Below are 23490 nucleotides of genomic sequence, written 5' to 3' on the forward strand. Positions count from 1 at the left end.
GAGGGAGGGCCGTTCAAAGGGGCGGGACGGCTCTCCGTCACGCCCTGTATGTCTGCACGGCCCCCGGAAGCCGGCTCCATTCGGCATACCAGGCATCGAACAGTTTCAGCTGGGCGGTGACGTAGCCGCGCTGGCTTTCGGTGAGTTCGTCGGTTTCGTTGAAGTGCAGCGCGTATTCGCCATCGCCCTTCAGGACCATCATGTACTTGAAATACAGAACGAGATCCGGCCCTGCATCGAAGGACGAGAGCACGCCCAGCGCCGATTCCAGCTCGAGCGCGCGCTGCCGGGCATCGGCATCACCCTTCGCCGCCGCCTGGGCAAGGTTGCTGAGGTGCAGCACTTCCTTCGGCAGCACGCAGCCGATGCCGGTGATGGCACCTGTGGCACCGCAATTCACGAAGCCATGGAACACGCAGGTATCGACACCGATCATCAGGGAGACGTCGTCGTCGCAGCTGGTGATGGTCTCGGCCGCATAACGCATGTCGTCCGGGCCGCCGAATTCCTTGAAGCCGACGAGATTGGGATGTTCGGCGCGCAGGGCGAAGAACAGATCGGCGCGCGTGGCGAAGCCGTAATAGGGGCTGTTATAGATCACCGCCGGCAGATCCGGCGCCGCGGACAGAATGGCCTTGAAGTGGTTCCGCTGCGCCGCGACGACCGTGCCGCGCGACAGCACGCGGGGAATGACCATCAGCCCCTGCGCGCCCACCTTCTGCGCATGGGCGGCGTGTGCAACCGCAGAGGCCGTGTTGACGGCGCCGGTGCCGGCGATCACCGGAATCCCGGCCGCGACCAGGCGCTCGACACCTTCCATGCGCTGTGCATCGGTCAGCAGCGGCCAGTCGCCCATGGAGCCGCAATAGACCACGGCCGACATGCCGGCATCGATCAGCTGCCGGGCCTTGCGGACCAGCGCGGCGAAATCCGGCCTCCGGTCGGGCGTACAGGGGGTCATCAGGGCGGGGATCACGCCGGAGAAAATCTTCGCCGTCACCTTCGTCTCCTTCCAGCCGTTCGGTCGGGCAGTCCGCCGGCAGGACGCAGCTGTCCTCCCCTTCTGCCAAGGTCATGATGGCAGTTTGCATTTTTCTTGTCGACAAAGAAAATGCAAACTCAGAGCGGGATGTCGAGCCCGCCATTCCGGGCGAACAGCTTCTGCACCTGGGCCACGATCTGCTCGGCATGAGCCTTGCCCAGCTGGTCGGCCCGCTCGACGTCGCGCGCTTCGATCGTGGCGATCATCTCGGCATGTTCATCGACGAAGCGCTGGGGAAACTGCTCGTCATAAGAGCGGTAATACAGGCGGAGAATGCGCCGCCCCTCGTCGAGCAGCCGCCGGAAAAGTGCGGTGAAATAGGGGTTGCGCCCCGCTTCGGCGATGGCGGCGTGAAACGCCGCATTGGTGGCGATCATCGCCAGCGCGTCACGCGCTTCCACCGCCGCCGCGTAATCCTGATGATGGCCGCGGATGATCGGCAGATCTTCCGGCCGATGGTTCTGCGCCGCCAGCCGCGTGGTGACGCGGTACATCAGCACCAGGGCATCGAAGAAGGTGCTGAGATTGAGGAAATCGATGTTCGACACCATGGTCGAGCGGTTCGGAAGGGTTTCGATCAGCCCCTCGCCGGCCAGACGGACAAGCGCCTCGCGGATCGGCGTGCGCGACATCTTGAACCGCTCCGCCAGTTGCACCTCGTCCACCGGGCTGCCGGGGGCGAGTTTCAGGTCGAGGATCTCGTCGCGCAGAAGATCGTACACCATCTTGACGCCGGAGCCGCGCCGGCGCTCGGGCAGTGCAGTGGGCTTCGGGTCGGCCATCGGTCTTCCTCGTCCTGGCACATATAGATACTGGCACATATAGATACTGGCACATAAGAGACGGCCGCGAGGGGCCCGTCGTCCGGCTTGGATGCTACGGTATGGCCCGATGGCTGGAAAGGCTGGCGGGTGGAAAAGAGCGACCGGCCGGGCGATGAGCGCCGCGGCCAGCCGATCGTGACCGGCATCACCGGGGTGCGTCGGGACGTGCCGCGAGCAGGATGCCCCACAGCACCGCAACCAGCCCGACTGCCAGATGCCAGCCTGGCACCTCTCCCGTCAGGAAAAAGGCGGTGATCGCGGCCGTGACGGGGTTGACGGTCACCGCAGCGGCGACGCGGCCGGGACTGGTGCGCGCCAGCGCCAGCGCCCAGAGACAGAAGGCGACGGCACTGCCGCCGACCCCCAGCCAGATCACCGCGAGCCAATCCCCCGCCCGGAAGGCCGCGAGCCGTGCCGCGCCGCCATCCGCCAGCGCGATGGCCGCAAGCATCACGGCACCCGAGGTCATCGCGATACTGGTGAACGCCAGAGGGCCATGGCGGCTGATCGGCCCGCGCGCGCCCAGATTGTAGATCGACATGCACAGGGCAGCGGCGACCATGATCAGATCACCCCGCCAGGCCCCGGCCGGCGCGATGTCGAGCCCGGCGGCAAGCGTCACCGCGACCCCGGCAACGGCAATCAGGATGCCCCCGACCTTGGCGCCGGTCGGCCGCTCGACTCCAAGAAACACCGCCGCCGCAAGTGTGAGCAGCGGCATGGTGGCAAGGGACAGGGCCGCCCGGGCCGCGGTGGTGTGGATCAGTGCGGCGTTGAACAATACCGGAAACAGGCCGAAAAACAGCAGACCAAGCAGGATGGTGACCGCCAGATCCCGGCCGCGTGGCCAGGCCCGCCGCGCCGGGGCACCGCGGGACCGCAGCAGGATGACAACCGGCAGCAGCAGAGCCGCGCCCGACAGGAAGCGCAGGGCGCCAAGCAGCACCGGATCGGCGGTGCCGCCGACGACATCGCGGGTCACCGCCACCGCCGTGCCGCCAAGGGCGCTGGATGCCATGGCAGCCAGCATGCCCGCCTTGTCGCCTGCGTTCATCGCTTCACCCGATCTCTCAACCGGTGTCGAAGCTAGGTCGGAGAAGTTCATCTGGGAAACGCATTCATGTAATCTATGTGATCAGATTTCTTGATGAAGAGAGATCGCGGGATGAATCTGGGGATGAACGGACGCCTCCTGGATCAGGATCTCCTGCGCAGCTTCGTTGCTGTCGCCGAGACCCGCTCTTTCACCCGCGCGGGGGATGTCGTCGGTCGCAGCCAGTCGGCCGTGAGCATGCAGATCCGGCGCCTGGAAGACCGGCTGGGGCGCCGTCTGTTCCGGCGCAGCACTGCCGAGGTCGCCCTGACGCCTGCCGGCGAAGCCCTGCTCGGCTATGCCCGGCGCATGCTGCACCTGGCCGACGAGGCCGTGACCCGGCTGCGCGGCGACGGCCTTGCCGGAACGGTGCGGCTGGGCGTGATGGAAGATTACGGAACAGTGCTGCTGCCCGCTCTGCTGGGGCGTTTTGCACGGGCGTATCCCGGCGTTCAGATCGACATGGAAATCGGCCTGACCGCCGCCATGCCGGACCATCTGGGCAGCCGCTATGATCTGGTGATCGCCATGAATGCGGCCGGCAGCGAGAGCGGCCGCCTGCTCCGCCGCGATCGGTCCGTCTGGGTGGCCGGCGACAGGCGCATCGAGGACGTCCGGCCGCTGCCGCTTGCGGTCGCGCCGGAAGGCTGCCTGTTCCGGCGCCAGGCCGGAGCCGCACTCGATGCCGCCGGCATCCCCTGGCGTGCAGCTTTCGTCACCGGCAGCCATGTTGCCGCGGCCAATCTCGTCCGGGAGGGGCTGGCGGTGATGGTGGTCAAGGCGGGGCTGGTCCCGCCCGGCCTCCGGATCGTCGAGGACGGGCTGCCGGCTCTGCCCGCGATGGAGATCCGGCTGCATCAGACGATACCCGCCTCCCCCGCCGTGACGGCCCTGGCGGATCATCTGGTCCGCGGCCTTTCGGAGTGATGCCATCCGCCGGGATGCCCTTCCGGGCGGCCTGCCGGGACCGTCGGCATCATCGTCCCAAGGGGGATGCCGGATCCAAAGGGTGACGCCGGCTCGCGACTCGTCTAAATTGCGATTGACTTGCATTCTCATATTCTCCGTACCATCCTTCGGCTGCGCGACCGCCAGCCCGGAGAGACCGCCATGACCACATCCGCCCCCTCTGTCGAGACGCCGTCCGACAGCGCGCCCGTCATCACCCCGCGCGGCCGGGAGCTGCGCCTGGATGCCGCCCTGCCCTTCGATGCCGAAGATCACGGCCGGCGGCTGTTGCGCACCGCGCGGTTCGGCACCCTGTCGACGCTCGACCCGGAAAGCGGCTATCCCTATGGCGCCGCCACCAATCTGGCGACCGATCACGACGGTAGCCCGGTCTTCATCATGGCCGGGCTGGCGCTGCATGCCCGCAATCTGGCGGCCGATCCGCGCGCGTCGCTGACCCTGGTCGAGCCGGGGCTTGCCGATGTGCTGGCGGGGGTGCGGATGACCATCGTCGGCCGGGTGGTGCAGGTGACCGACCAGGCCCGGCTGGAGACGGTCCGCCGGCGCTATCTGGCCCGGCATCCGAAGACGAAGCTCTATATGACCCTGCCGGATATCGGCCTCTACCGGCTGGAGATGGCGGATCTGCGCGTCGCCGGCGGACCGCGGCGCAATGCCGGCGAGCCGCAGGTCGCGCATTTCCTGACCGACCTTGCCGGCGCCGAGGCCCTGCTCGCCGCCGAGGCCGACGAGGTGGAGCGGCTGAACGGCCCCTGGGGCGAGGACCTGCCCGGGCGCCTGGCCCGGCTGCATGGCGGCGGCGATGCCGGACGCTGGCGCGCGGCGGGCATCGATCCCGAGGGTATCGACCTCACCTCCCCCGACAGGGATCTCCGCATCCGCTTCCCGCGCCGGGTGACCGACCCCCAGGCGATGCGGTCGGCGCTGGCGGCGCTGGTCCGGCCGGTGATCGTCGGCGGCAAATGACCCGCCGGGCAATCAGCCCACCGACAACGCCAGAATGCGGCTGATCCGGGTGAGATCGAAGCCGGTTTCCGCCTGCCAGCGGTCCAGGGCGGCCTGGACCGCGGCGAAATCCTTTGCCGATGACGGGGCTTTCGACACCACATCCGCCGTGATCAGCGCCTTAACCACGTCATCGGAGCAGATCAGCGACGGCACACCCATGCGGCGCAGCAGCAGCTGGCCGGTCTTGCCGCCCAGGCGGTCGCCGCGGGTCTTCAACTCGCGGACCAGCTCCGTATAGCGGCTGGCCGGGAAGGTCAGGATCCAGGCCGCGACCGAGCCATGGCTGCGGGCGATATCGGAGAAGAAGGCGGCATTGCCGCCGACCGAGCGCAGCTTGGCGGCGTTGCGCACGATGCCGGGCGCCGCCATCAGCCGGTCGAGATCGTCATCCGACATCAGCGACCAGCGGGCGGGATCGAAGCCTTCAAAGGCCGCCTCGAACTCCGGCCAGCGGCGATCAATCGCCGCCCAGTCGAAACCGGCCTGAAAGATCACCCGGGTGGCCTCGGCCAGGAAACGGTCGTCGGGCACGGCGCGCAGTTCGTCAGCCGTACGCGCCGTCCAGGGTGTGGCGGCAAGGCGGGCCTCCAGCCCGTCGGGCCCGCCATGATGGCGGGCGGCCCGGTCCAGGACCGCGGCGAAGGATGTCGTCATGTCTCCCCCCGATGACCGTCGTCGTCATGCCGCCCGATCATGCACCACGTCGAGGCCCAGCGTCTCGATGATCCGGTCGCGCAGCCAGGCCGCCGCCGGGTCGCGATCCAGCCGCACCGGCCAGACCATGCGCACCGGCGGGAACACCAGATCCAGCGGCACCGGCGACACGGTCAGGCCGAGCGCGGGGGCGAACCGCCGGGCGACGCGGGTGGAGATGGTGGCGATCACCGGCGCCTCGACCGCCGCCGACAGCACGGTCAGGAAATCCGGCGCCGCCATCACCACGTCGAGATCGGTGCGGATCCGCTCCAGCGCCTCGTGCACGCAGCCGTGCAGGCTCTCGCTTTGCGAGATGACGGCATGGCGGCCGGCCAGATAGTCGTCGAGCCCGACCGGCACGTCCAGCGCCAGACGCCGCGGGTTGAAGCAGCACGACACGCCGGCCGGGAAGAGATCCAGCCCGCGATGCCGGCTGGCCGGTTCCAGCGAGCAGCCGACCGCAAGGTCGATCACGCCGGTGTCGATCATCGTCTCGACCTGCGTGGAGGGCGCCATGCGGGCATGCAGGCGGATGCCGGGTGCCGCCATCGCCAGACGCGCGGTGAGCGCGGGCAGAAGCAGCAGTTCCAGCTCGCTCGACATGCCCAGGCGGAAGATGCGGCGCTCGGTTTCAGGGCGAAAGCTTTCCCGCGTGCCCAGCGCCGCCTGGGCCTGCATCAGCGCCGTGCGCACCGGGCCGGCCACGGCGACGGCGCGTGCGGTGGGCTGCATCGCCTGCCCCACCCGCACGAACAGCTCGTCATCCAGCAGCATGCGCAGGGTCGAGAGCGCATGGCTCATCGCCGGCTGGCCGATCTTCAGCCGCCGGGCCGCCCGGGTGACGCTGCCCTCTTCCATCAGGGCATCGAAGGCGACCAGGAGGTTGAGGTCGAAGGCCCGCAGATTGAAATGATCGATAGTCTCCATGATCCGCATCGATTTGATTGCTGACCTGACCATAGATACCTGAAGCGGCGTCCGGGGCAAGCCCGTCCCGATGATCACGGAGACCTCTTCCCATGTCGAAGACCCCCCTCGCCGCCTCGCTCGCCTTCGCCAGCCTGCTCGGCCTGTCGATCCTTGCCGGACCGGCGGCGGCGGACGAGCCCCTGGCCGCACCCTATCAGCTCGATATCGGCCGGATCAGTGTCACCGCCCTCTCGGACGGTCAGATCCCGGTTCCGCTGGCCGATATCATGCGCGGCGAGCCCAGGCCGGAGATCGAAGCGGCGCTGGCCCGCGCCGGCAAGCAGTCGCCGGTGACGCTGGCGGTGAACACCTATCTGGTCGCCATGCCCGATGGCCGGCTGGTGCTGATCGATACCGGCACCGGCGACCTGCTGGGGCCGAAGCTCGGCCATCTGCCTGAAAGCCTGAAGGCGGCGGGCCATACGCCGGACGAGATCGACGACATCGTGCTGACCCATATCCATGCCGACCATTCGGGCGGGCTGACCCGCAACGGCAAGGCGGTGTTTCCGAAGGCGCGGCTGCATGTGGCCGAACGCGACGCCGCCTATTGGTTGAGCGACGAGGCCCGCGCCGCCGCCCCCGAGGCCGCCCGGCGCGGCTTCGCCGAGGCGGTCGCCATGACCGCGCCCTATCGCGAGACCGGCCGCTTCTTCACATTTGCCGATGGCGCCGACCCGGTGCCGGGGCTGCAGTCGATCCTGCGCGCGGGCCACACCCCGGGCCATTCCTCGATCGTGGTCAGCGATCAGGGCGAAACGCTGGTGGTCTGGGGCGACATCACCCATGGCGAATTCGTGCAGTTCGCCGAGCCCGAGGTCACCATCGACTTCGACGTCGACCAGGATGCCGCCCGCCGGAGCCGGCTGGCGGCGATGGAAGACGCCGCCGCCAAGGGCTATCTGGTGGCCGGCGCCCATATCACCTTCCCCGGCATCGGCCGGGTGACGCCGGGCAGCGATGGTGCGGCCTATGGCTGGGAGCCGCTGCCGCACTGACCGCGGCCGACACGGCTCACCTGAACCGCGGCGCCCGCTTCTCGACGAAGGCAGTCAGCCCTTCAAGCAGATCGGGGCCGCGGGCATAGTCCAGCAGGGCGCGGACCTCGGTCGCCAGCGCATCGTCCAGGCTGCGATCGCGGGCGCGGGCATGCAGGGCCTTGATCCGGGCGATGCCGTCGGCGCTGTGGCGGGCAATGGTTTCGGCCACCTGCTGGACATGGGTCTCCAGCGCGTCGTCGGCCAGCACGGCATTGACCAGGCCATGGGCGGCGAGTTCGCGGGGGTCGGCGAGACGGCCGGTCAGCAGCAGCTCGCTCGCCACATTGAAGGGCAGCCGCCGCGACAGCCGGGCGGTGGAGCCGCCGCCGGGCATCACGCCGAACTTCACATGGCCGTCGCCGATCCGGGCAGTTTCCGCCGCATAGACCAGGTCGGCGGTCAGCATCAGCTCCAGCCCGCCGGCGACGGTGACGCCGTTGACCGCGGCGATCACCGGGCGTCGGAACTGCTCGATCCGGGTGAACATCGCCCGGCCACGCTCAAGATAGGTGTCGAAGGTGTCGAGCGTGCCGCTGCCCACCAGCCGCTGGAACAGGGCGAGGTCACCGCCGGCCGAAAAGGCGGGCCCGGAACCGGTGATGACCATCACCCGGAAGCCCGGATCGGCCTCCACCGCATCGACGGCGCGGGCAAGACCCTGCACCAGCGCTTCCGACATGGCATTGCGCTTCTCGGCCATGTTCATCCGCACCCAGGCGACCGGGCCGCGGCGCTCCAGCAGCACGGCGCCTTCGGCGAAGCCGTCGACATAACCATTGGTTGAGACGTCGGCTGCGGATCCGGATGCGTTGGTCATGGGGCGGGATCTCCCTTGAGCTGGCCCCGACTGTCGAGCAGGGTTTCGACGTCGTGGCGCTTGATCTTGCCGGTGGTCGAGCGGGGAAAGGCGTCGTAATCCAGGAACACCACCGCCTTGGGCAGCTTGTACCGGGCGAGCCGGCCATGCAAGCGGCCGAGCACGTCTTCGCGCGTTACGTGGGGTGCGGCTGCGACGACCGCCACCGGCACCTCGCCCCAGCGCGCATCGGGCGCACGCACCACCACCGCCTCGCGGATATCGGCCCCGGCCAGGATCAGCCGCTCGATTTCGGCCGGATAGACGTTCTCGCCACCCGATTTGATCAGGTATTTGCGCCGGTCGACGAAATCCAGGCTGCCATCGGGATTGCGGACGAACATGTCGCCCATGTGGAACCAGCCGCCGCGGAAATCCTCGGCGGTGGCCTCGGGATTGTTCCAATAGCCCGAGAACAGCGAGGGCGAGCGGATCGTCGCCTCGCCCGGCACGCCGTCGGGCACTTCCGTATCGTCCCAGTCGACCAGGCGCACCGCACAGCCGGAACTCTGGCGCTTGGACAGGCCGGCGGGCAGCTCCCCCACGCCGATCACCGCGGCAGAGGCGGGGGCGGCGCCGGTCTCGGTCGACCCGAAACTGTTGAGATAGGGGGCGTTCAGCGCCCGGGTCACCGCCTGGATCTGGGCCAGCGGCACCAGATCGGCCATGCAGCCCATCACCATCACATCGGGCTCGATGGGGCCCGCCGCCGCCAGATGGTTCAGGAAATCCTCGATCATGCCGGGCATCAGCACCAGCCAGCCGATCTTTTCGCGTGCCACGACGCGGATGATGGCCTCGGGGTCGTAGCCGTCGACCACCGTCACCTTGCCGCCGCGGATCAGCGTGCCCAGCACCTGATCGGCCGAAACCATGTGGAAGAGCGGCGCCCAGGCGACGAAGCCGCGCCCGGGCGGAATGGCATGGTCGATCGCCATCACCTGCGCCCGGGAGATCTCGGCCCGGTGGCTGATCAGCGCGCCCTTGGGCAGGCCGGTGGTGCCGCTGGTGTAGAGAATGACCAGCCCGCTTTCCGGGCCGGTGACCGCAGGCAGATCCGGCACCGGCCCCGCCATGGCGATCGCCTCGAAATCCGGGCCGAAGAGCAGATGCGGCAGGTCGCCACAGTCCGCGTCACGCAAAAGGCCCTCATGGCGCGGGCTCGCCACGATCAGCCCGGGTTCGACCAGGCGCAGGCAATGGGCGACCTCGGGCGGTGCCAGACGCCAGTTGATCGCGGCCAGGATCGTGCCGCTCATCGCGGCTGCGAGCAGCAGTTCGACATATTCGGTGCGGTTTTCGGCCAGCACCGCGAAACGGTCGCCCGGCTTCAGCCCGGCCGGGCCGGTCAGCCAGGCGGCCAGCCGCGACACCCGGGCGAAGAGCGCGTCATAGGTGAAGGCGACCTCGCCCCCGGCATCGGCCAGGGCCGGTGCCTGGGGGGTGGCGCGGGCCTGACGCGCGAACAGCAGGTCGATGGTGAGGCCGCCCGCGGCGGTCACCTCCGGAAGGATGGGAGAGGACGGCGTGTCGGTGGTCATCGGGCAGCCTCCGGAGGCGATGTCAGCCGGCGCAGGATTTCAGCTTCGCGACATCAGGCAGTTTGGAGAGATTGCGCCCCATGGCGAAATCCCCGGCCATGCCGCGCCATTCGGCATAGTCTGCCATGTATTCGACCTGCGAAGCGGCGATCTTCGCGAAGAGCGGGTTGGCACAGGCCTCGTCGACCAGGGCCTGGTTGGAAATCTCCTGCAGCTTCGCCACATCCTCGGCCGGCAGCTGAACGACTTCGGTCCCGGCCTCCTTGAACTTGCGCACCGCCTCGACCGCGTCATGCTCGTAATAGGCGATGGACCAGGACAGGGTGGCGTCGGCGGCGATCTTCAGCTTGGCCTGAACCTCTTCGGGCAGCCCGTCCCAGAATTTCTTGTTGATCATCACCCCGCTCATCGAGCCCGGCTGATGCCAGCCCGGGGTCATCCAGTACTTGGACACCTCCTGCAGCCCCATGCCCCAGTCGACGCCGGGGCCGGAGAATTCGGCGGCATCGACCACGCCGCGCTCCAGCGCCTGATAGACCTCGCCGCCGGCGATCTGGGTCTGGGCGGCGCCCAGCCGCTTCAGGATCTCGCCCTGGGCGCGGCCGGACATGCGGATGCGCTTGCCATCCATCTCGGCCAGCGTCGGAATCGGCTTGCGGCCGCGCAGCCCCGATTCCATCGAAACCACGGCATAGGGCAGATAGACCATGCCGAACTGGCCATAGGCCTCCTGGAAGGCCTCGAACCCGCCCCACTGCTTGGTCCAGAGGATATAGTCGGCGGCGGTGAACAGCATGGGATAGCTGCCGAGCAGGCCGAAGGCCGAATTCTTGCCCGCCCAATAGCCCGGCCAGTCGGCCGAGGCCTGGACGGTGTTGCTCTGCACCGCGTCGAAGACCTGGGTCGGCGGCACCAGCGTGCCGCCCTCGAAGAACTCGATCTTGAGCGCATCGCCGGTGATCGCATTGGCGATCTCGACGAATTTCTTGTCGCCCTCCATCAGGTTGATGCCGCTGGTCCAGGTGGTGGTCATGCGCATGGTGGCGTCGGCCGCAAGGGCGGTACCGGTGGCGAGTGCCAGACCGGCTGAGAATGTCAGACCGGCTGAGAGGCCGGCGACCCTGGCCATCCCGGATATGGTGATACTGGGCATGATGTTTCCTCCGCGCCGTCCGTTCATGCGGACGTGTCTGGTCGTTGGGATGTTTTTTTGGGCCTGGCCGGTATCAGCCCACGCGAGAGGGCAGCCAGGTGACGATGCCGGGGAACAGCGCGCACAGCCCGATCACGCCCAGGATGATGAGCACGAAGGGCACGACGCCGCGATAGATGTGCATGGTGGTGACCCCCTTCGGCGCCACGCCCTTCAGGTAGAACAGGGCATAGCCGACCGGGGGGGTCAGGAACGAGGTCTGCAGGCAGACCGCGATCATCATCACGAACCACAGCTTGTCGAAACCGAGGGCGGCGGCGATCGGCAGGAAGATCGGGAAGCAGATCATGATCACGCCGAGCCAGTCGAGGAACATGCCGGCGATGAACACCGCGAACATCAGCAGGGCGAAGGTGCCCCAGCGGCCGATCTCCAGCCCGGTAAAGAAGGACTGCACCACCCCCATGCCGCCGCCGGCGACGAAGATGCCGGTGAAGGCGGTGGCGCCGATCGCCACGAACATGACCATGGCGGTGGTGATGCCGGTTTCGATCACCGCGGTGCGCAGCATCGCCCATGAAAAGCGGCGATAGGCCAGGATGATCAGGAAGGCGATGGCCGCGCCGATCGACGCCGCCTCGGTGACGGTCGCGATGCCGGTGAAGATGGAGCCGAGCACCCCCAGGATCAGCGCCAGGGTGGGCGCCACCTCTTTCAGCAGCATCAGCAGCAGGGTGCCGGTAGAGGTCTGCGCGCGTTCCTCGGCCGTGACCGGGGGCCCGTATTGCGGCTTCATCCAGCACAGGATGCCGGTATAGAGCGCATAGCACACCGCCAGCAGCAGCCCCGGCACCAGCGCCGCCGCGAACAGCTTGCCGACCGACAGCTGGGCATAGCCGCCCATCACCACCAGCATGATGCTGGGCGGGATCAGAATGCCCAGGCTGCCGCCGGCGGCGATGGCGCCGGTGCTGGTTTCCTTGCGATAGCCGTAAGCGATCATCGCCGGCAGGGCCAGCACGCCCATCACGGCGAGCGACGCGCCGACCATGCCGGTGGTGGCGGCCAGCAGCACCGAAATGATGATCACCGCGAAGTTCAGCCCGCCCGGCACCGGCCCGAACAGCAGGCGCAACGTGTGGAACAGCCGGTCGGTGATGCCGCTGTCGCTGAGCAGCCGGGCCATGAACACGAAGATCGGGATCGCGACCATCACGTAATTGTCGGCCAGGCCCCAGACCCGGTTGATCACGATGCCGAAGGCGGGAATGCCGGGGCCGAGCATGGCGAAGATCACCGACAAGCCGCCCAGCACGAAGGCGAGCGGATGGCCGAGCAGCAGCCCGACCAGCAGGCCGGCGAACATCAGGATGGTGAAGAGTTCGGGGGAGAGATGCATGGCGTCACACCCCCTTCAGCCGGCTGAAACCGCCGGCGAGCACCCGCAGGAACGCCGCCACGCCCTGGATCAGCAGCAGCAGATTGCCGGCGAAGAACAGGGTCTTGATCGGATAGACCGGCAGCGCCGCCACCCCCGGCGAGGTTTCATGGATCGCCCATGAGGCGATCATGAAATCCCAGCTCCACAGCACCATCACGATGGCGAAGGGGAAGAAGAAGGCGATCCAGGACGCCACGTCCATCACCAGCCCGGTGCGCGGCCCCGCCTGCTCGCGCAGGATATCGACCCCGACATGGCCTCCGCGCAGCAGGGTGAAACCGCCGAGCAGCAGGAAATGGGCGGCGTAGAACTGCACCGTGGCATCGAAGGCCCAGAGCGTGGCCCGCCCGGCAAACAGACGCAGCGCCACATCCATGATGGTCACCACCACCATCACCGGCACCAGCCAGACCACGATCCGGGCGACGACCGTGTTCAGCAGATCGGCCAGGCGGAGCAGGCCCCCGCCCGGTGCGCGCCCCTCGCCCGTCATGCCGGCACCGCCCTGATGGCGGGGCCCGCGACATCCATCGACATGGGCTTCCTCCCGTTCGGTTCCGCCCGGTCTGATTCCGCCGCCGGGCTTGCCCCGGCTTTCCTTCCGACCCAGCCCCGGACGTCACGCCACCCGGCATAGGGGTGACGCAAACGGAAACCGAATTGGCCGAAAGGAAAACTCATGGGTTTTCCATCCGTAATAGCTGGTTACCGACGAGTCAAGCGGCTGGTCCGCAGGCTGGCCCTCGGCGCTGCGGTTTTGTCATTCTGTGGTCATGGATCTCTGCTGATCTGCGGCCACGGCGCAGCATCGCCGCCCGCCCGCCATCCCGGAACGAAAGGATCACCCGATGACGGCCACCACAGACCAACCGGACCAGCCGGACCAGCCCACCCCGCCCCACCTGACCGTCGGCCCCCGCCTGACCATCGGCCCGGTGCTGGATGCCGAACTGCCGGCGCTGGTGGCGCTCTGGCAGGCCTGCAATCTGGTGATGCCCTATAACGACCCGCTGGACGACATCGCCTTCGCCCGCGGCCGTTCGCATTCCGAGGTACTGGTCGGGCGGCTGGACGGCCGGCCGGTCGCCTCGGTCATGGCCGGCCATGACGGCCACCGCGGCTGGCTCTATTACGTCGCCGTCGACCCGGCCCACCGCCACCAGGGCCTCGGCGCCGACATCGTCACCGCCGGCGAAGACTGGCTGCGCCGCCACGGCGTGCGCAAGGTGCTGCTGATGATCCGCGAGACGAATACGGCGGTGAAGGCGTTTTATGAAAAGGTGGGGTATAACGCGGTGCCGCGGGTGGTGATGGAGAGGTGGTTGTGAGAGCTGGTCCCGCCCTGCCCCCGCGCTCCGACCACGCCGGCAAGGACGGGACAGAGGCGTTCATCGATCGGAAACGTCAACCCGCCGTCCTGCGGCGGGCAATGCGGCGGTCGGTGATGATGGTCGAGCCCTCGGGCAGAGCACCCGACATGCGCGGCCGCCCGCGCAGCGGGTTTGCCTCGGCGTAGAGGGTGGCGAGACCTACCGTCCTGGCATCGAGGCTCGGCCAGGTTTCAAGAATCTGCTCAAGCGAACGCCCCGCGGCGACGGCGGCAGCCACGTCATGGACCGGAATACGCGTGCCGCGGATGACCATCAGCACATAGAACACACCGTTGAGAACTTCGCGGACATCGACTGTGCGCTGTCGATCGCCGTGCTCTGCAGGCAGGATCAGCGGCTCGACCAGCGCCCATTCTTCATCTGTCAGGTCGTTCGGGCACCTCAGCCGACGCCGCTCATAAACCCGGTGGGTTTCCGTCGCCCACATTCTGTCCGGTCCCAATTCCTCTGGCGCGGCATGAATCACAACGGATTCACAGGGTTCAACAACCTTCTTGACGGCCCCTCAGAATCGAGACAAAAACAAAAAGCAGTGCCGCCTAAAATCGCAGAGCATCAATGTGTGGATCAAGTGAAATAAAATTAGTAGCAACCTCTCTCAATTCGCGTGCAGCATGCCCCCAAAATACAACGTCTACTTGGAATCCATCTTTAATTAACTGATCTACTGCAGGAACATAGTCATTATCACCCGAAACTATTGTGAATATATCTCCAGACTTAGCATTCCTATAGGCATCGCGTGTCATTGCGGCCACGATTCCAGTATCAATTTTTTTCTCTTTGTTTGCCGCATTACGGTCTTGAACGATAACTTCAAAACCTGCCTGTTCAGCGATCTGCCATATCACATCGTTTTGAGGTGGACGTGAACCAAAGAGCATAGCCCGCGCCGTCGTCGCTTTGTTGTTGCCCGCCACGAACTGATAGAGCTTTCCGAAGCTCATGCGATAGGTGTTATCGAGGACATCATGCTGGGATGCGTCCCCAATCGTGGGCACGAGTCCATTTCGTACGGCGCTAACGCGCTTACCCTCAATGAACACATTAGAATTATCGACATAAATCCAATCCGACATTTTCGCCTCCCGCGCATCCATCCCGAAAGTTAGGAAACTCGTCACTGTACGCCATCATTCATAGCCAGCACAAAAGACTATTAGTTATCACTAAATCATATAAAAGGCTCTTCGTCAACTCTTGGGAGCTTTTTTGCAGTTTAATATCCTAAGGATGGAATGTCTTGCCCTTCTGGAAGGGAAGACAACACTTCGTCCGGGCGCGCAGATAACCGGTCATCTGGCGCCGGTTTTGCCCCGATGCGCACGGATCTCAAATCATGCTGCGGCCCGCCCCGCTCTCCCCATAGCCCCCCACCCCGCCCCCTGCTAGAGTGCCAGCCCCATCCCGCACGCCTGCCCCGGAGCCGTCACGATGTCCGCCCCCACCCCCCGTTCTCCGGCGCCGGCCGGCCGTGGCAAGCCGCGGGTGTCGCCCTTTTCGCCCAAGGCGCCGGTGCAGCCGTTGTGGAAGCCCTATCTGGCGTTTCTGGTGCCGATGATCGGCAGCAATCTGCTGCAGGCGGCCTCGGGCAGCCTGAACAACATCTATGTCGGGCAGATGCTGGGGGTGTCGGCGCTGGCGGCGGTGACGTCGTATTTTCCGCTGATGTTCTTCATGATCTCGCTGATCATCGGGCTGGGCGCAGGCGCGGCGGTGTTGATCGGGCAGGCCTTCGGTGCCGGCGAGACCGGGCAGATCAAGGCGATCGCGGCCACGACGCTGAGCGTGGTGGTGGCGGCCGGGCTGCTGGTGGCCGTTTTCGGGGGCACGGCCACCACCGCGATCCTCAACCTGCTGGGCACGCCGCCCGATGTGCTGCCGCAGGCGGTGGCCTATGCGCGGATCATGCTGATCGCAACCCCCGGCATCTTCCTCTATCTGCTCGCGACATCCATGCTGCGGGGCGTGGGCGACACGATCACGCCGCTCTTCACCCTTGGCCTCGCCACGCTGATCGGCATGGTGCTGACCCCGGCGCTGATCCGCGGCTGGGCCGGGCTGCCGCAGATGGGGGTGACCTCGCCGGCCTGGGCCTCGGTGGTCTCCATGACCATCGCCACCACCTGGATGGTGATCCATCTGCGCCGCCGCAACCACCCGCTGGCGCCGGACGGGGTGTTCCTGCGGGCGCTGGGCTTCAACCGCGCCCTGCTCGCCAAGGTGCTGCGCATCGGCCTGCCCACCGGCATCATGCTGGTGCTGATCTCGCTCTCCGAAATCCTGATCCTGTCGCTGGTCAACCGCTTCGGCTCGGATGCGACCGCCTCCTATGGCGCGATCACCCAGATCGTGAACTATGTCCAGTTCCCGGCGATCTCGATCGGCATCACCGCCTCGATCTTCGGCGCCCAGGCGATCGGCGCCGGGCGCACCGACCGGCTGTCCGAAATCCTGCGCACCGCGCTCACCTTCAATCTGGTGCTGACCGGCAGCCTGGTGGTGCTGGTCTATGTGTTCTCAGGCCCCCTGCTCGGCCTGTTCCTGGCCGATCCGGCGGTGGTCGCGGAGGCCCGCACCCTGTTGCACATCGTGGTCTGGGCGCTGGTGATCTATGGCATGGGCATGGCCACCTCCAGCCTGATGCGGGCCAGCGGCATGGTGCTGCTGCCGACCCTGGTTTCGGGCACCGCCATCCTGGCCATCGGCCTGCCGGTCGGCTGGGCGCTCTCGGCGCGGATCGGCATCGAGGGGGTGTGGATGTCGTATCCGGTCGCCTTCTGCCTGCTGGCGGCGGGGCAATCGGCGCTCTATCACCTGGTGTGGAAGAAGCGGCCGATCCGGCGGCTGGTCTGACGGGCGGGAAGGTCTTGCCCCGGCCTGTCCGCTGACCTAACATCCCGCCCCATGAGCATCATGACCGCCAGACCCAGCGCGAACCTGTTTCCAGCCTGAACCCATCGTTCAAGGCTGTCGTATCGTCATGCCCGAAGCATGGCGGAAATACAGGACGACGCGCAGCGGAATGCTCAGTCAATGACCACACCCTTTCTGACCAATGCCTTCGACAGCCCGTATAAGGGCCGCGAAATCCGCGACCAGATCACCAACCCCAACATCATCGCCGGCCGGTTCAGCTATTATTCCGGCTGGTATCATGGCCATGGTTTCGACCACTGTGCCCGCTATCTGATGCCCGACCGCGATGATGTCGACCGGCTGATCATCGGCTCGTTCTGCTCCATCGGCACCGGCGCCGCCTTCATCATGGCCGGCAATCAGGGCCACCGCGCCGACTGGATCTCCACCTTCCCCTTCTTCTGGTGGACGGGGGAGGCCGCCTTCGCCGGGGCGGAGAACGGCTACCGGCCGGCGGGGGATACGGTGGTCGGCAGCGATGTCTGGATCGGCGCAGAAGCGGTGATCATGCCGGGCATCACCATCGGCCATGGCGCGGTGATCGCAACCCGGGCGGTGGTGACCCGCGACGTCGCCCCCTACACCATCGTCGCCGGCAATCCGGCCCGGCCGGTGCGGCAGCGCTTCGACGACGAGGCCGTGGCCATGCTGCTGGAGATGGCGTGGTGGGACTGGCCGCTGGACGAGATCCGGCAGGCCATGCCGCTGCTCTGCTCGGGCGATGTGGCGGGGCTCTGCGGCTTGTGGCGAAACACACGCCAGGCGTGACCACAGGATGCCCGGCCGTTGATCCGGCCGGGCATCGCCCCAACTCCAGTTCCATGACCGGATATCTGCCCTCCCGCCGCCGGCTGATCACCGGCGGCCTCGCGCTCGCCGCCGCCACCGTTATCGCCCCGCGGGCCGGGCGGGCGGCGGCACCCGCGCTCGCCCGGCTGCTCGACGATGCCCGGCGCCTGACCGGCCTGCACACGCTGATCGTGGCGCAGGCGGGCGAGGTTCTGGCCGAACGGGTCTATCGCGGCCCGCCGGCCACCCGACCGGTGAACGTCAAATCGCTGTCGAAAAGCATCATCGCCCTGCTGACCGGCATCGCGATCGATCGCGGCGTGCTGACCGGCACCGGCCAGAAGGTCGCAGACCTGCTGCCCGCCGACCTGCCGGATGATCCCGATCCGCGGCTGGACCGGCTGACCATCGGCCATCTTCTGTCGATGCAGGCCGGGCTGGAGCGGACCTCCGGCCCCTATTACGGCGCCTGGGTCGAAAGCCGGAACTGGGTGCGCACGGCGCTCTCCCGGCCCTTCGTGGCGGAGCCCGGCGGACGGATGCTCTATTCCACCGGCAATTCGCATCTGCTGTCGGCGATCCTGACCCGCACCAGCGGCGAGAGCACGCTGGCGCTGGCCCGCGACTGGCTGGGGGATCCGCTCGACATCACCATCCCGCCCTGGACCCGCGATCCGCAGGGCATCTATATGGGCGGCAACCAGATGGCGCTGTCGCCCCGCGCCCTGCTTGCCATCGGCGAGATGCTCCGCCGGGGCGGGGTTGCGGCAGACGGAACCCGGCTGGTGTCGGAGGGCTGGATCCGCGAGATGTGGACGCCCCGCACCACCTCGCCCTTCACCGGCGATGCCTATGGCTATGGCTGGTTCCTGCGTGAGACGGGCGCCCGGCCGGCGGTCTATGGCTGGGGCTATGGCGGGCAGCTGCTCTATCTGCTGCCCGGCATCGACATGGTCGTCGTGATCACCTCGGACCCCGACACGCCATCCGGGCGCACCGGTTATGTCGACGAGCTGCACGGGCTGGTGGCCGGGATCGTGCGGACTGCAACGTGAAACATCGAAGACCGGTCTTGACGTGATCACCCACGCAGGCGCAGGCTTATGGGCTGGGGGAAACAGCCAATCACCTGAGCGCCGCCGGCCCGATCATCGCTGCATCATGCGGGGCGGATCGCGGTTTTTGTCCGGCTCCTGACGGAATGTCGTCAGGAGGTGACCGGCATCATGTCCGTCCACGTCCATCAGATGTGACCATGCCACGAAACCGATCGCTGCCCGGACCGACCGTCATGCCCGATGCACCCCTGATGTCCCGCCTGTCGAACCTGGCGACGCCCCTTGTCCTCGACTGGATCGAGGCCGTGAACGAGGATGATTTCGACAGTTTCCGCCAGCTGTTCACCGAAGGCGCCGAGGTGGTCCGGGGCGACCGGCTGATCCATGGCCGGCCGTCGATCGGCGCCTGGGCGGCGCACGAGATCTTCGCCATCCGCCTGCGCTTCACCCCGATCGACTGGCAGGAAGCCGGGGCGGAGGTTGCGGTCAGGGTGGCGGTGGCGGGCGATTTCGACCCGACCGGCCTGCCCGACCCGGTGGTCATTCTGCTGCGCTTCACGCTGGCGGCCGACGGCATCGGCCGGCTGGTGGTGGCACCGGTCGGTGCACCGATACCCGGCCCGGCCGGGTTCTGACCGCCGGAGACGAGCTTGCGCCGCTTCCTGCCCAGCCTGTCTGCCCTCCACGCCTTCGATGCGGCGGTGCGCTATCTGAGCTTCACCAAGGCGGCAGAGGATCTGTGCATCACCCAAAGCGGCATCAGCCGACAGATCCGCAATCTCGAAGAGTTTCTGGGCGTCACCCTGTTCGAACGCGCCGGCCCGCGCATCATCCTGACCGCAGCCGGCCGGGCCTATTACGAGGAAATCTCGCATCTGCTGGACCGGATGGAGGAGGTCTCCATCGATGCGGTGCGCGGCCGGACCACCGAGGATTTCCTGCGCATCGGCATGTCGCCGACGCTTGCCCGGCGCTGGGCCCTGCCGGTGCTGAAACACTTCGCCCGGGCCGAGCCCGAGATCCTGTTCGAGGTGGTGGCCTGCCCCAACACCCAGGATCCGACGGATTTCGACGCCAATCTGTTCTTCCTGCGCGGCGTGGGCAACTGGGCCGCCTGCCGCAGCCATCTGCTGTTCGAAGAAGACCTGGTGGTGGTCGGCGCCCCGGCCCTGCTGCCGGCCCAAGGCTTCCTCGCCGAAGACGATCTGCGACGGATCACCCTGATCCAGAACGTCTCGCGGCCGAGCCTGTGGATGCACTGGCTGCGCGCGGCCGACATCCCCTTCACCGGGCCGATCCTGGGGCCGCGCTTCTCGGTCACCGACATGATCATCGAGGCGGCGATGGCCGGCATGGGGCTGGCGGTGGTGCCGGAAAGCTATGTTCTGGCTGAACTGGCCGACGGCCGGCTGAGAGCCGCCTTCCCCCAGCGCTGTTCTTCAGGCGAAGGCTTCTACATGTGCTGCCCGGAAGCCTTCATGAGCCAGAACGGCGTCGCCGCCTTCCGCCGCTGGTTCCTGGCCGAGGCGCGGCGGCGGAACCTGCTGCCCGCGCCGCGCCCCACCGCCCGAGATGATCCGGCAGCCTGAGACGATCCGACTTCAACGATAGCCGTGATCGGCGCTGTCCAGCGCCATCGGATCCTCGCCGCGCCGGCGCAGCCAGGAATAGACCGGCGGCACCCGCTCGGCCAGGGACTCGATCCTGAGGTCGATGAAGCACGGCCCGGTCTTCCAGGCGAAGGCCTGGGCCAGGACGTCGTCGAGTTCGGCCCCCGTGCGCGCCGTCCAGGCCTTCAGCCCGAAGGCCTCGGCGATGGCCTGACCCTCCGGCGGCAGGAAATCGACGCCGAAACACTGATTGTGGCCCTTCAACCGGTGCAGCCCCTTGATCCAGCCATAGGTGCCGTTGTTGAACAGGATCAGGATCGCCGGCACCTGAAGCCGGACCAGGGTTTCCAGCTCGCCCACGCTCATGCCGAACGAGCCGTCGCCGAACAGGCCGATCGGCCGCTTGGCGGGATCCGCCGCCCAGGCGCCCACCGTCGCCGGCAGGGCCGAACCCAGCCCGCCGAAGGCGCGCGGGATGGCAAAGCGGGTCTCGCGGTCGTTGATCTTCAGGAAGCGGGTCATATAGGGCGTGGGCGTGCCGGCGTCGGAATAGATCAGCGCCGGGGCGCCCGAGGCTTCGAGCGCCCGGTTGAAGGCATGCACCGCCCGCTCGGGCCGCAGCGGCACCCGCTCGTCGGTCAGCAGCGGCGCTGCGCTCTGCCAGAAACGCGCGCGATCGGCGTTCAGCTCGTCCACCCAGCCGCCGCGCCGGGCGGGATTGGTGTCGGTTTCCATCTGCGACAAGCGCTGGAAGACGAGTTTCGCATCGCCCTGCACCGAGAGCAGGTTTTCGTAGTTATTGGCCATCACCTCGGGCGAGATGTCGATCTGGACCAGCCGGCGGTTCAGCGTCACCTGCGGGAAGGTCCAGCCGATGGTGACCACCGATCCGATGCGCGAGCCCACGAAGATCGCGAGGTCGGATTTCTCCAGCGCCAGATTGGCATGGGGGTGATAGCCGTTGTCGCCGATCACCCCGATCGCCAGGCGATGATCGTCGGGGATCGAGCCCTGGCCGGTCATGGTGGTGCAGATCGGGATGTCGTGGCGCTCGGCGAAGCCGGTGATCACATCGCCCGCATCGGCACGGTTGACGCCGCCGCCGGCGATGATCAGCGGCCGCTCGGCGCGGGCGATCAGCTCCAGCAGGCGGGTCAGCTTGGTCTCGGGCGGCAGGGTCGGATAGGCCGGGAAGGGCCGGCATTCCTCTTCGACATGGAGCGAAATCCGCGCCGGATCGACCTCGGCCAGCAGCATGTCCTCGGGGATCTGGAGATGCACGGCGCCGGGCTTGCCCGAACAGGCGGCACGGAAGGCGCGGCGGATGATTTCGGGCAGTTTTTCCGGCGACTTCACCTGCACCGACAGCTTGGTGACCGGCTCGAACAGCTTCGCGCAGTCAAGCTCGGTCAGCACGCCCCGGCCCTCGCCCGGCAGCGGGATGTCGATGGTCAGCAGGATCACCGGCACCGAAGATCCGTTGCTTTCGGCCACCGGCGGCAGCGAATACATCGCCCCGGCGCCCGAGGGGCATTCGAACACGCCCGGCCGGTTGGTGAAGCGGCCATAGGCATCGGCCATGAAACCGGCGGAGCGTTCGTCGCGCGCCATCACATGGCGGATCTCGTCGGCGCGCAGCTGCAGCGCCTCGTAGAACGGCACATTGGTGTCACCGGGCACGCCGAAGATGGTGTCGACGCCGTAACCGATCAGCATCTCGACCAGAATGTCTGCACCACGCATCGTCGATCCTTTTGAGGCAAGGGTCATCGCGGGACCGGTCACCACCGGAAGCGCGTCGCAGCGAACGGCGCGGGCGACAGGGGTGGCGTGGATCCGGTGACCAGGGCGGCGACCAGCGCCGCGCTTTTGGGGCCGGCGGCCAGGCCGACATGGCCATGGCCGAAGGCGTAAAAGACGTCGGGGCTGCGGCGGGCCACCGAAATCACCGGCAGCCCGTCGGGGGTGGAGGGGCGGTTGCCCATCCAGCGGCGCACCGGCAGATCGCGGGCAAGCCCCGGCCAGGTGGCGTAGAGATGGCGGAGCAGGATCTCCGCCCGGCGCCAGTCGGGCGGCGCCCCGGCCCCCGCCAGCTCCACCTGCCCCGCCGCGCGCAGCCCTTCGCGGGTGACCGTATTGGCCATCTTGCCGTCGCTCGGCATCACCGGCAGATGCGGCCCGCCCGGGGTGCCGCCGGTCAGCTGAACGTGATAGCCGCGCTCGGCCTCCAGCGGAACGCGGTCCCCCGCCGCGGCGGCAAGCCGTGCCGAGGCCATGCCCGCCGCCACCACCGCCCGGTCGCAGGCGATCGGCCCCTGATCGGTCTCGACCGCTCGCAGCCGGCCGCCATCGAAAGCGAAGCCGGTGGCCCGGGCGGCAACCCGGCGCACACCGAGCCGCGCCGCATGCGCGGCCAGGGCGGCGACATAGGCGCCCGGATCGGCACAGTTCGCGGCTGCCGGCACGTGGATGCCGAAGCCATAGGCGGGCGACAGCGCCGGCTCGAAGGCGCGGAGCGCCGCCGCATCCAGCTCCCGCCAGACCACGCCGGCCGTGCGCCGCAGCCGCCAGGACAGGGCTTCGGCTGCAAAGGCCGCACGGTCGGGATAGACATAGAGCACGCCCCGCCGCTCGATCAGCCCCGGCACGTCTGCCGCCGCGGCCAGGGCGGCATGGCGGTCGGGCGCGTCGTGCAGCAGGCCGGACAGGATGGCGGCGGTGCGCTCCACCCGGGCGGTGGTCATGCCGGCCGCCAGAAAACGCAGCAGCCAGGGGGTGAGCCGCGGCAGATGCCGCCAGCGGATGGTGAGCGGCCCGTCCCGGTCCAGCAGATAGCCCGGCACCTTGCGCCAGAGGCCCGGCACCGACATGGGGATGATCGAGGCGGGGGTGATGAAGGCGCCGTTGCCATAGCTCGCCGCCTGCTCGCCGCCCGGCTCGTCCGGGTCGACCAGGGTGACGGCCAGGCCGGCCTGGCGAAGGGCCAGCGCCGCGCACACGCCGACGATGCCGGCGCCGATGACGACGGCCTGCGTCTCGTTGGTCTGGGACATCTCTGCTTCCTGGGGGCGCCGCCGCGGCGCCGGTATCA

23 protein-coding genes and 1 pseudogene are annotated in these 23490 nt (G+C 67.7%); 9 read left to right on the forward strand and 15 right to left on the reverse strand.

Going from position 1 to position 23490, the window contains the following annotated elements; genetic code table 11:
• Positions 1–37 precede the first annotated feature (37 nt).
• From CMO28_RS10860 to CMO28_RS10870, 3 genes are all read right to left on the reverse strand, one after another.
• Positions 38–1000, reverse strand: coding sequence for a dihydrodipicolinate synthase family protein (locus CMO28_RS10860; RefSeq protein ID WP_296713318.1), 963 nt, complete (start codon positions 998–1000; stop codon positions 38–40).
• Between the two features lie 119 nt (positions 1001–1119).
• Positions 1120–1824 carry a GntR family transcriptional regulator gene (locus CMO28_RS10865; protein ID WP_296713320.1) on the reverse strand — a complete coding sequence of 235 codons (705 nt, stop codon included), beginning with the start codon at positions 1822–1824 and terminating at the stop codon, positions 1120–1122.
• Positions 1825–2011: 187 nt separating this feature from the next.
• A complete protein-coding gene (locus CMO28_RS10870; RefSeq protein ID WP_296713321.1) occupies positions 2012–2920 on the reverse strand; it encodes a DMT family transporter in 909 nt (302 codons plus the stop codon).
• Between the two features lie 123 nt (positions 2921–3043).
• On the opposite strand from CMO28_RS10870, the gene CMO28_RS10875 reads away from it, so the two are divergent.
• Both CMO28_RS10875 and CMO28_RS10880 read left to right on the forward strand, forming a co-directional pair.
• Positions 3044–3886 carry a LysR substrate-binding domain-containing protein gene (locus CMO28_RS10875; protein ID WP_296713323.1) on the forward strand — a complete coding sequence of 281 codons (843 nt, stop codon included), beginning with the start codon at positions 3044–3046 and terminating at the stop codon, positions 3884–3886.
• Positions 3887–4069: 183 nt separating this feature from the next.
• Positions 4070–4894 (forward strand): HugZ family protein, encoded by an 825-nt coding sequence (locus CMO28_RS10880; protein ID WP_296713325.1) that lies wholly within the window; start codon positions 4070–4072, stop codon positions 4892–4894.
• 12 nt (positions 4895–4906) lie between these two features.
• Here CMO28_RS10880 and CMO28_RS10885 read toward each other — a convergent pair whose 3' ends face one another.
• Both CMO28_RS10885 and CMO28_RS10890 read right to left on the reverse strand, forming a co-directional pair.
• Positions 4907–5590 carry a DNA-3-methyladenine glycosylase I gene (locus CMO28_RS10885; RefSeq protein WP_296713327.1) on the reverse strand — a complete coding sequence of 228 codons (684 nt, stop codon included), beginning with the start codon at positions 5588–5590 and terminating at the stop codon, positions 4907–4909.
• A 24-nt stretch (positions 5591–5614) separates the two neighbouring features.
• Entirely contained in the window at positions 5615–6559 is a 945-nt protein-coding gene (locus tag CMO28_RS10890) for a LysR family transcriptional regulator (RefSeq protein WP_296713329.1), read from the reverse strand.
• 92 nt (positions 6560–6651) lie between these two features.
• On the opposite strand from CMO28_RS10890, the gene CMO28_RS10895 reads away from it, so the two are divergent.
• The gene (locus CMO28_RS10895) at positions 6652–7599 is read left to right on the forward strand and encodes an MBL fold metallo-hydrolase (RefSeq protein WP_296713330.1); all 948 of its coding nucleotides are present in this window, start codon (positions 6652–6654) and stop codon (positions 7597–7599) included.
• A gap of 16 nt (positions 7600–7615) precedes the next feature.
• Here CMO28_RS10895 and CMO28_RS10900 read toward each other — a convergent pair whose 3' ends face one another.
• From CMO28_RS10900 to CMO28_RS10920, 5 genes are all read right to left on the reverse strand, one after another.
• Positions 7616–8458 carry an enoyl-CoA hydratase/isomerase family protein gene (locus tag CMO28_RS10900; RefSeq protein WP_296713332.1) on the reverse strand — a complete coding sequence of 281 codons (843 nt, stop codon included), beginning with the start codon at positions 8456–8458 and terminating at the stop codon, positions 7616–7618.
• The gene (locus CMO28_RS10905) at positions 8455–10038 is read right to left on the reverse strand and encodes a class I adenylate-forming enzyme family protein (protein WP_082828540.1); all 1584 of its coding nucleotides are present in this window, start codon (positions 10036–10038) and stop codon (positions 8455–8457) included. The genes CMO28_RS10900 and CMO28_RS10905 overlap by 4 nt, the downstream gene beginning before the upstream one ends.
• 22 nt (positions 10039–10060) lie before the next feature.
• Positions 10061–11191: a TRAP transporter substrate-binding protein DctP gene (dctP, locus tag CMO28_RS10910; protein WP_296713335.1), complete on the reverse strand. Its 1131-nt coding sequence runs from the start codon at positions 11189–11191 to the stop codon at positions 10061–10063.
• 73 nt (positions 11192–11264) lie between these two features.
• Positions 11265–12590, reverse strand: a complete 1326-nt coding sequence (locus CMO28_RS10915; RefSeq protein WP_296713336.1) for a TRAP transporter large permease — start codon at positions 12588–12590, stop codon at positions 11265–11267.
• Positions 12591–12594: 4 nt separating this feature from the next.
• Positions 12595–13125, reverse strand: coding sequence for a TRAP transporter small permease subunit (locus CMO28_RS10920; RefSeq protein WP_296713338.1), 531 nt, complete (start codon positions 13123–13125; stop codon positions 12595–12597).
• A 355-nt stretch (positions 13126–13480) separates the two neighbouring features.
• Here CMO28_RS10920 and CMO28_RS10925 point away from each other — a divergent pair, with 355 nt between their 5' ends.
• Entirely contained in the window at positions 13481–13960 is a 480-nt protein-coding gene (locus CMO28_RS10925; protein ID WP_296713339.1) for a GNAT family acetyltransferase, read from the forward strand.
• 76 nt (positions 13961–14036) lie between these two features.
• On the opposite strand, the gene CMO28_RS10930 is transcribed toward CMO28_RS10925, so the two are convergent.
• From CMO28_RS10930 to CMO28_RS10940, 3 genes and pseudogenes are all read right to left on the reverse strand, one after another.
• Positions 14037–14276 carry a DUF433 domain-containing protein gene (locus CMO28_RS10930; RefSeq protein WP_296713816.1) on the reverse strand — a complete coding sequence of 80 codons (240 nt, stop codon included), beginning with the start codon at positions 14274–14276 and terminating at the stop codon, positions 14037–14039.
• Positions 14274–14450 (reverse strand): annotated as a pseudogene (locus CMO28_RS10935) (transposase); the annotation flags it as partial. The gene CMO28_RS10930 and the pseudogene CMO28_RS10935, both read right to left, overlap by 3 nt.
• A 112-nt stretch (positions 14451–14562) precedes the next feature.
• A complete protein-coding gene (locus tag CMO28_RS10940; RefSeq protein ID WP_296713341.1) occupies positions 14563–15102 on the reverse strand; it encodes an NYN domain-containing protein in 540 nt (179 codons plus the stop codon).
• Positions 15103–15457: 355 nt separating this feature from the next.
• On the opposite strand from CMO28_RS10940, the gene CMO28_RS10945 reads away from it, so the two are divergent.
• The 5 genes from CMO28_RS10945 (at position 15458) to CMO28_RS10965 (ending at position 20378) form a co-directional block, all read left to right on the forward strand.
• A complete protein-coding gene (locus CMO28_RS10945; protein WP_296713342.1) occupies positions 15458–16879 on the forward strand; it encodes an MATE family efflux transporter in 1422 nt (473 codons plus the stop codon).
• Between the two features lie 195 nt (positions 16880–17074).
• Entirely contained in the window at positions 17075–17710 is a 636-nt protein-coding gene (gene catB, locus CMO28_RS10950; RefSeq protein ID WP_296713818.1) for a type B chloramphenicol O-acetyltransferase, read from the forward strand.
• 53 nt (positions 17711–17763) lie between these two features.
• The gene (locus CMO28_RS10955; RefSeq protein WP_296713344.1) at positions 17764–18786 is read left to right on the forward strand and encodes a serine hydrolase domain-containing protein; all 1023 of its coding nucleotides are present in this window, start codon (positions 17764–17766) and stop codon (positions 18784–18786) included.
• Between the two features lie 236 nt (positions 18787–19022).
• Positions 19023–19424: a nuclear transport factor 2 family protein gene (locus CMO28_RS10960; protein WP_014752824.1), complete on the forward strand. Its 402-nt coding sequence runs from the start codon at positions 19023–19025 to the stop codon at positions 19422–19424.
• Between the two features lie 15 nt (positions 19425–19439).
• Entirely contained in the window at positions 19440–20378 is a 939-nt protein-coding gene (locus tag CMO28_RS10965; RefSeq protein WP_296713346.1) for a LysR substrate-binding domain-containing protein, read from the forward strand.
• Between the two features lie 12 nt (positions 20379–20390).
• Here the strand turns inward: CMO28_RS10965 and CMO28_RS10970 are convergent, their stop codons facing one another.
• Together CMO28_RS10970 and CMO28_RS10975 are read right to left on the reverse strand one after the other, a co-directional pair.
• Complete coding sequence (locus CMO28_RS10970; RefSeq protein ID WP_296713348.1) at positions 20391–22142, reverse strand: thiamine pyrophosphate-binding protein; 1752 nt, start codon at positions 22140–22142, stop codon at positions 20391–20393.
• A 38-nt stretch (positions 22143–22180) separates the two neighbouring features.
• On the reverse strand, positions 22181–23452 hold the full coding sequence (locus CMO28_RS10975) for an NAD(P)/FAD-dependent oxidoreductase (RefSeq protein ID WP_296713350.1): 1272 nt from the start codon (positions 23450–23452) through the stop codon (positions 22181–22183).
• Between the last annotated feature and the right edge of the window lie 38 nt (positions 23453–23490).

It is taken from the genome of Tistrella sp., assembly GCF_002684955.1.
Classification (GTDB): domain Bacteria; phylum Pseudomonadota; class Alphaproteobacteria; order Tistrellales; family Tistrellaceae; genus Tistrella; species Tistrella mobilis.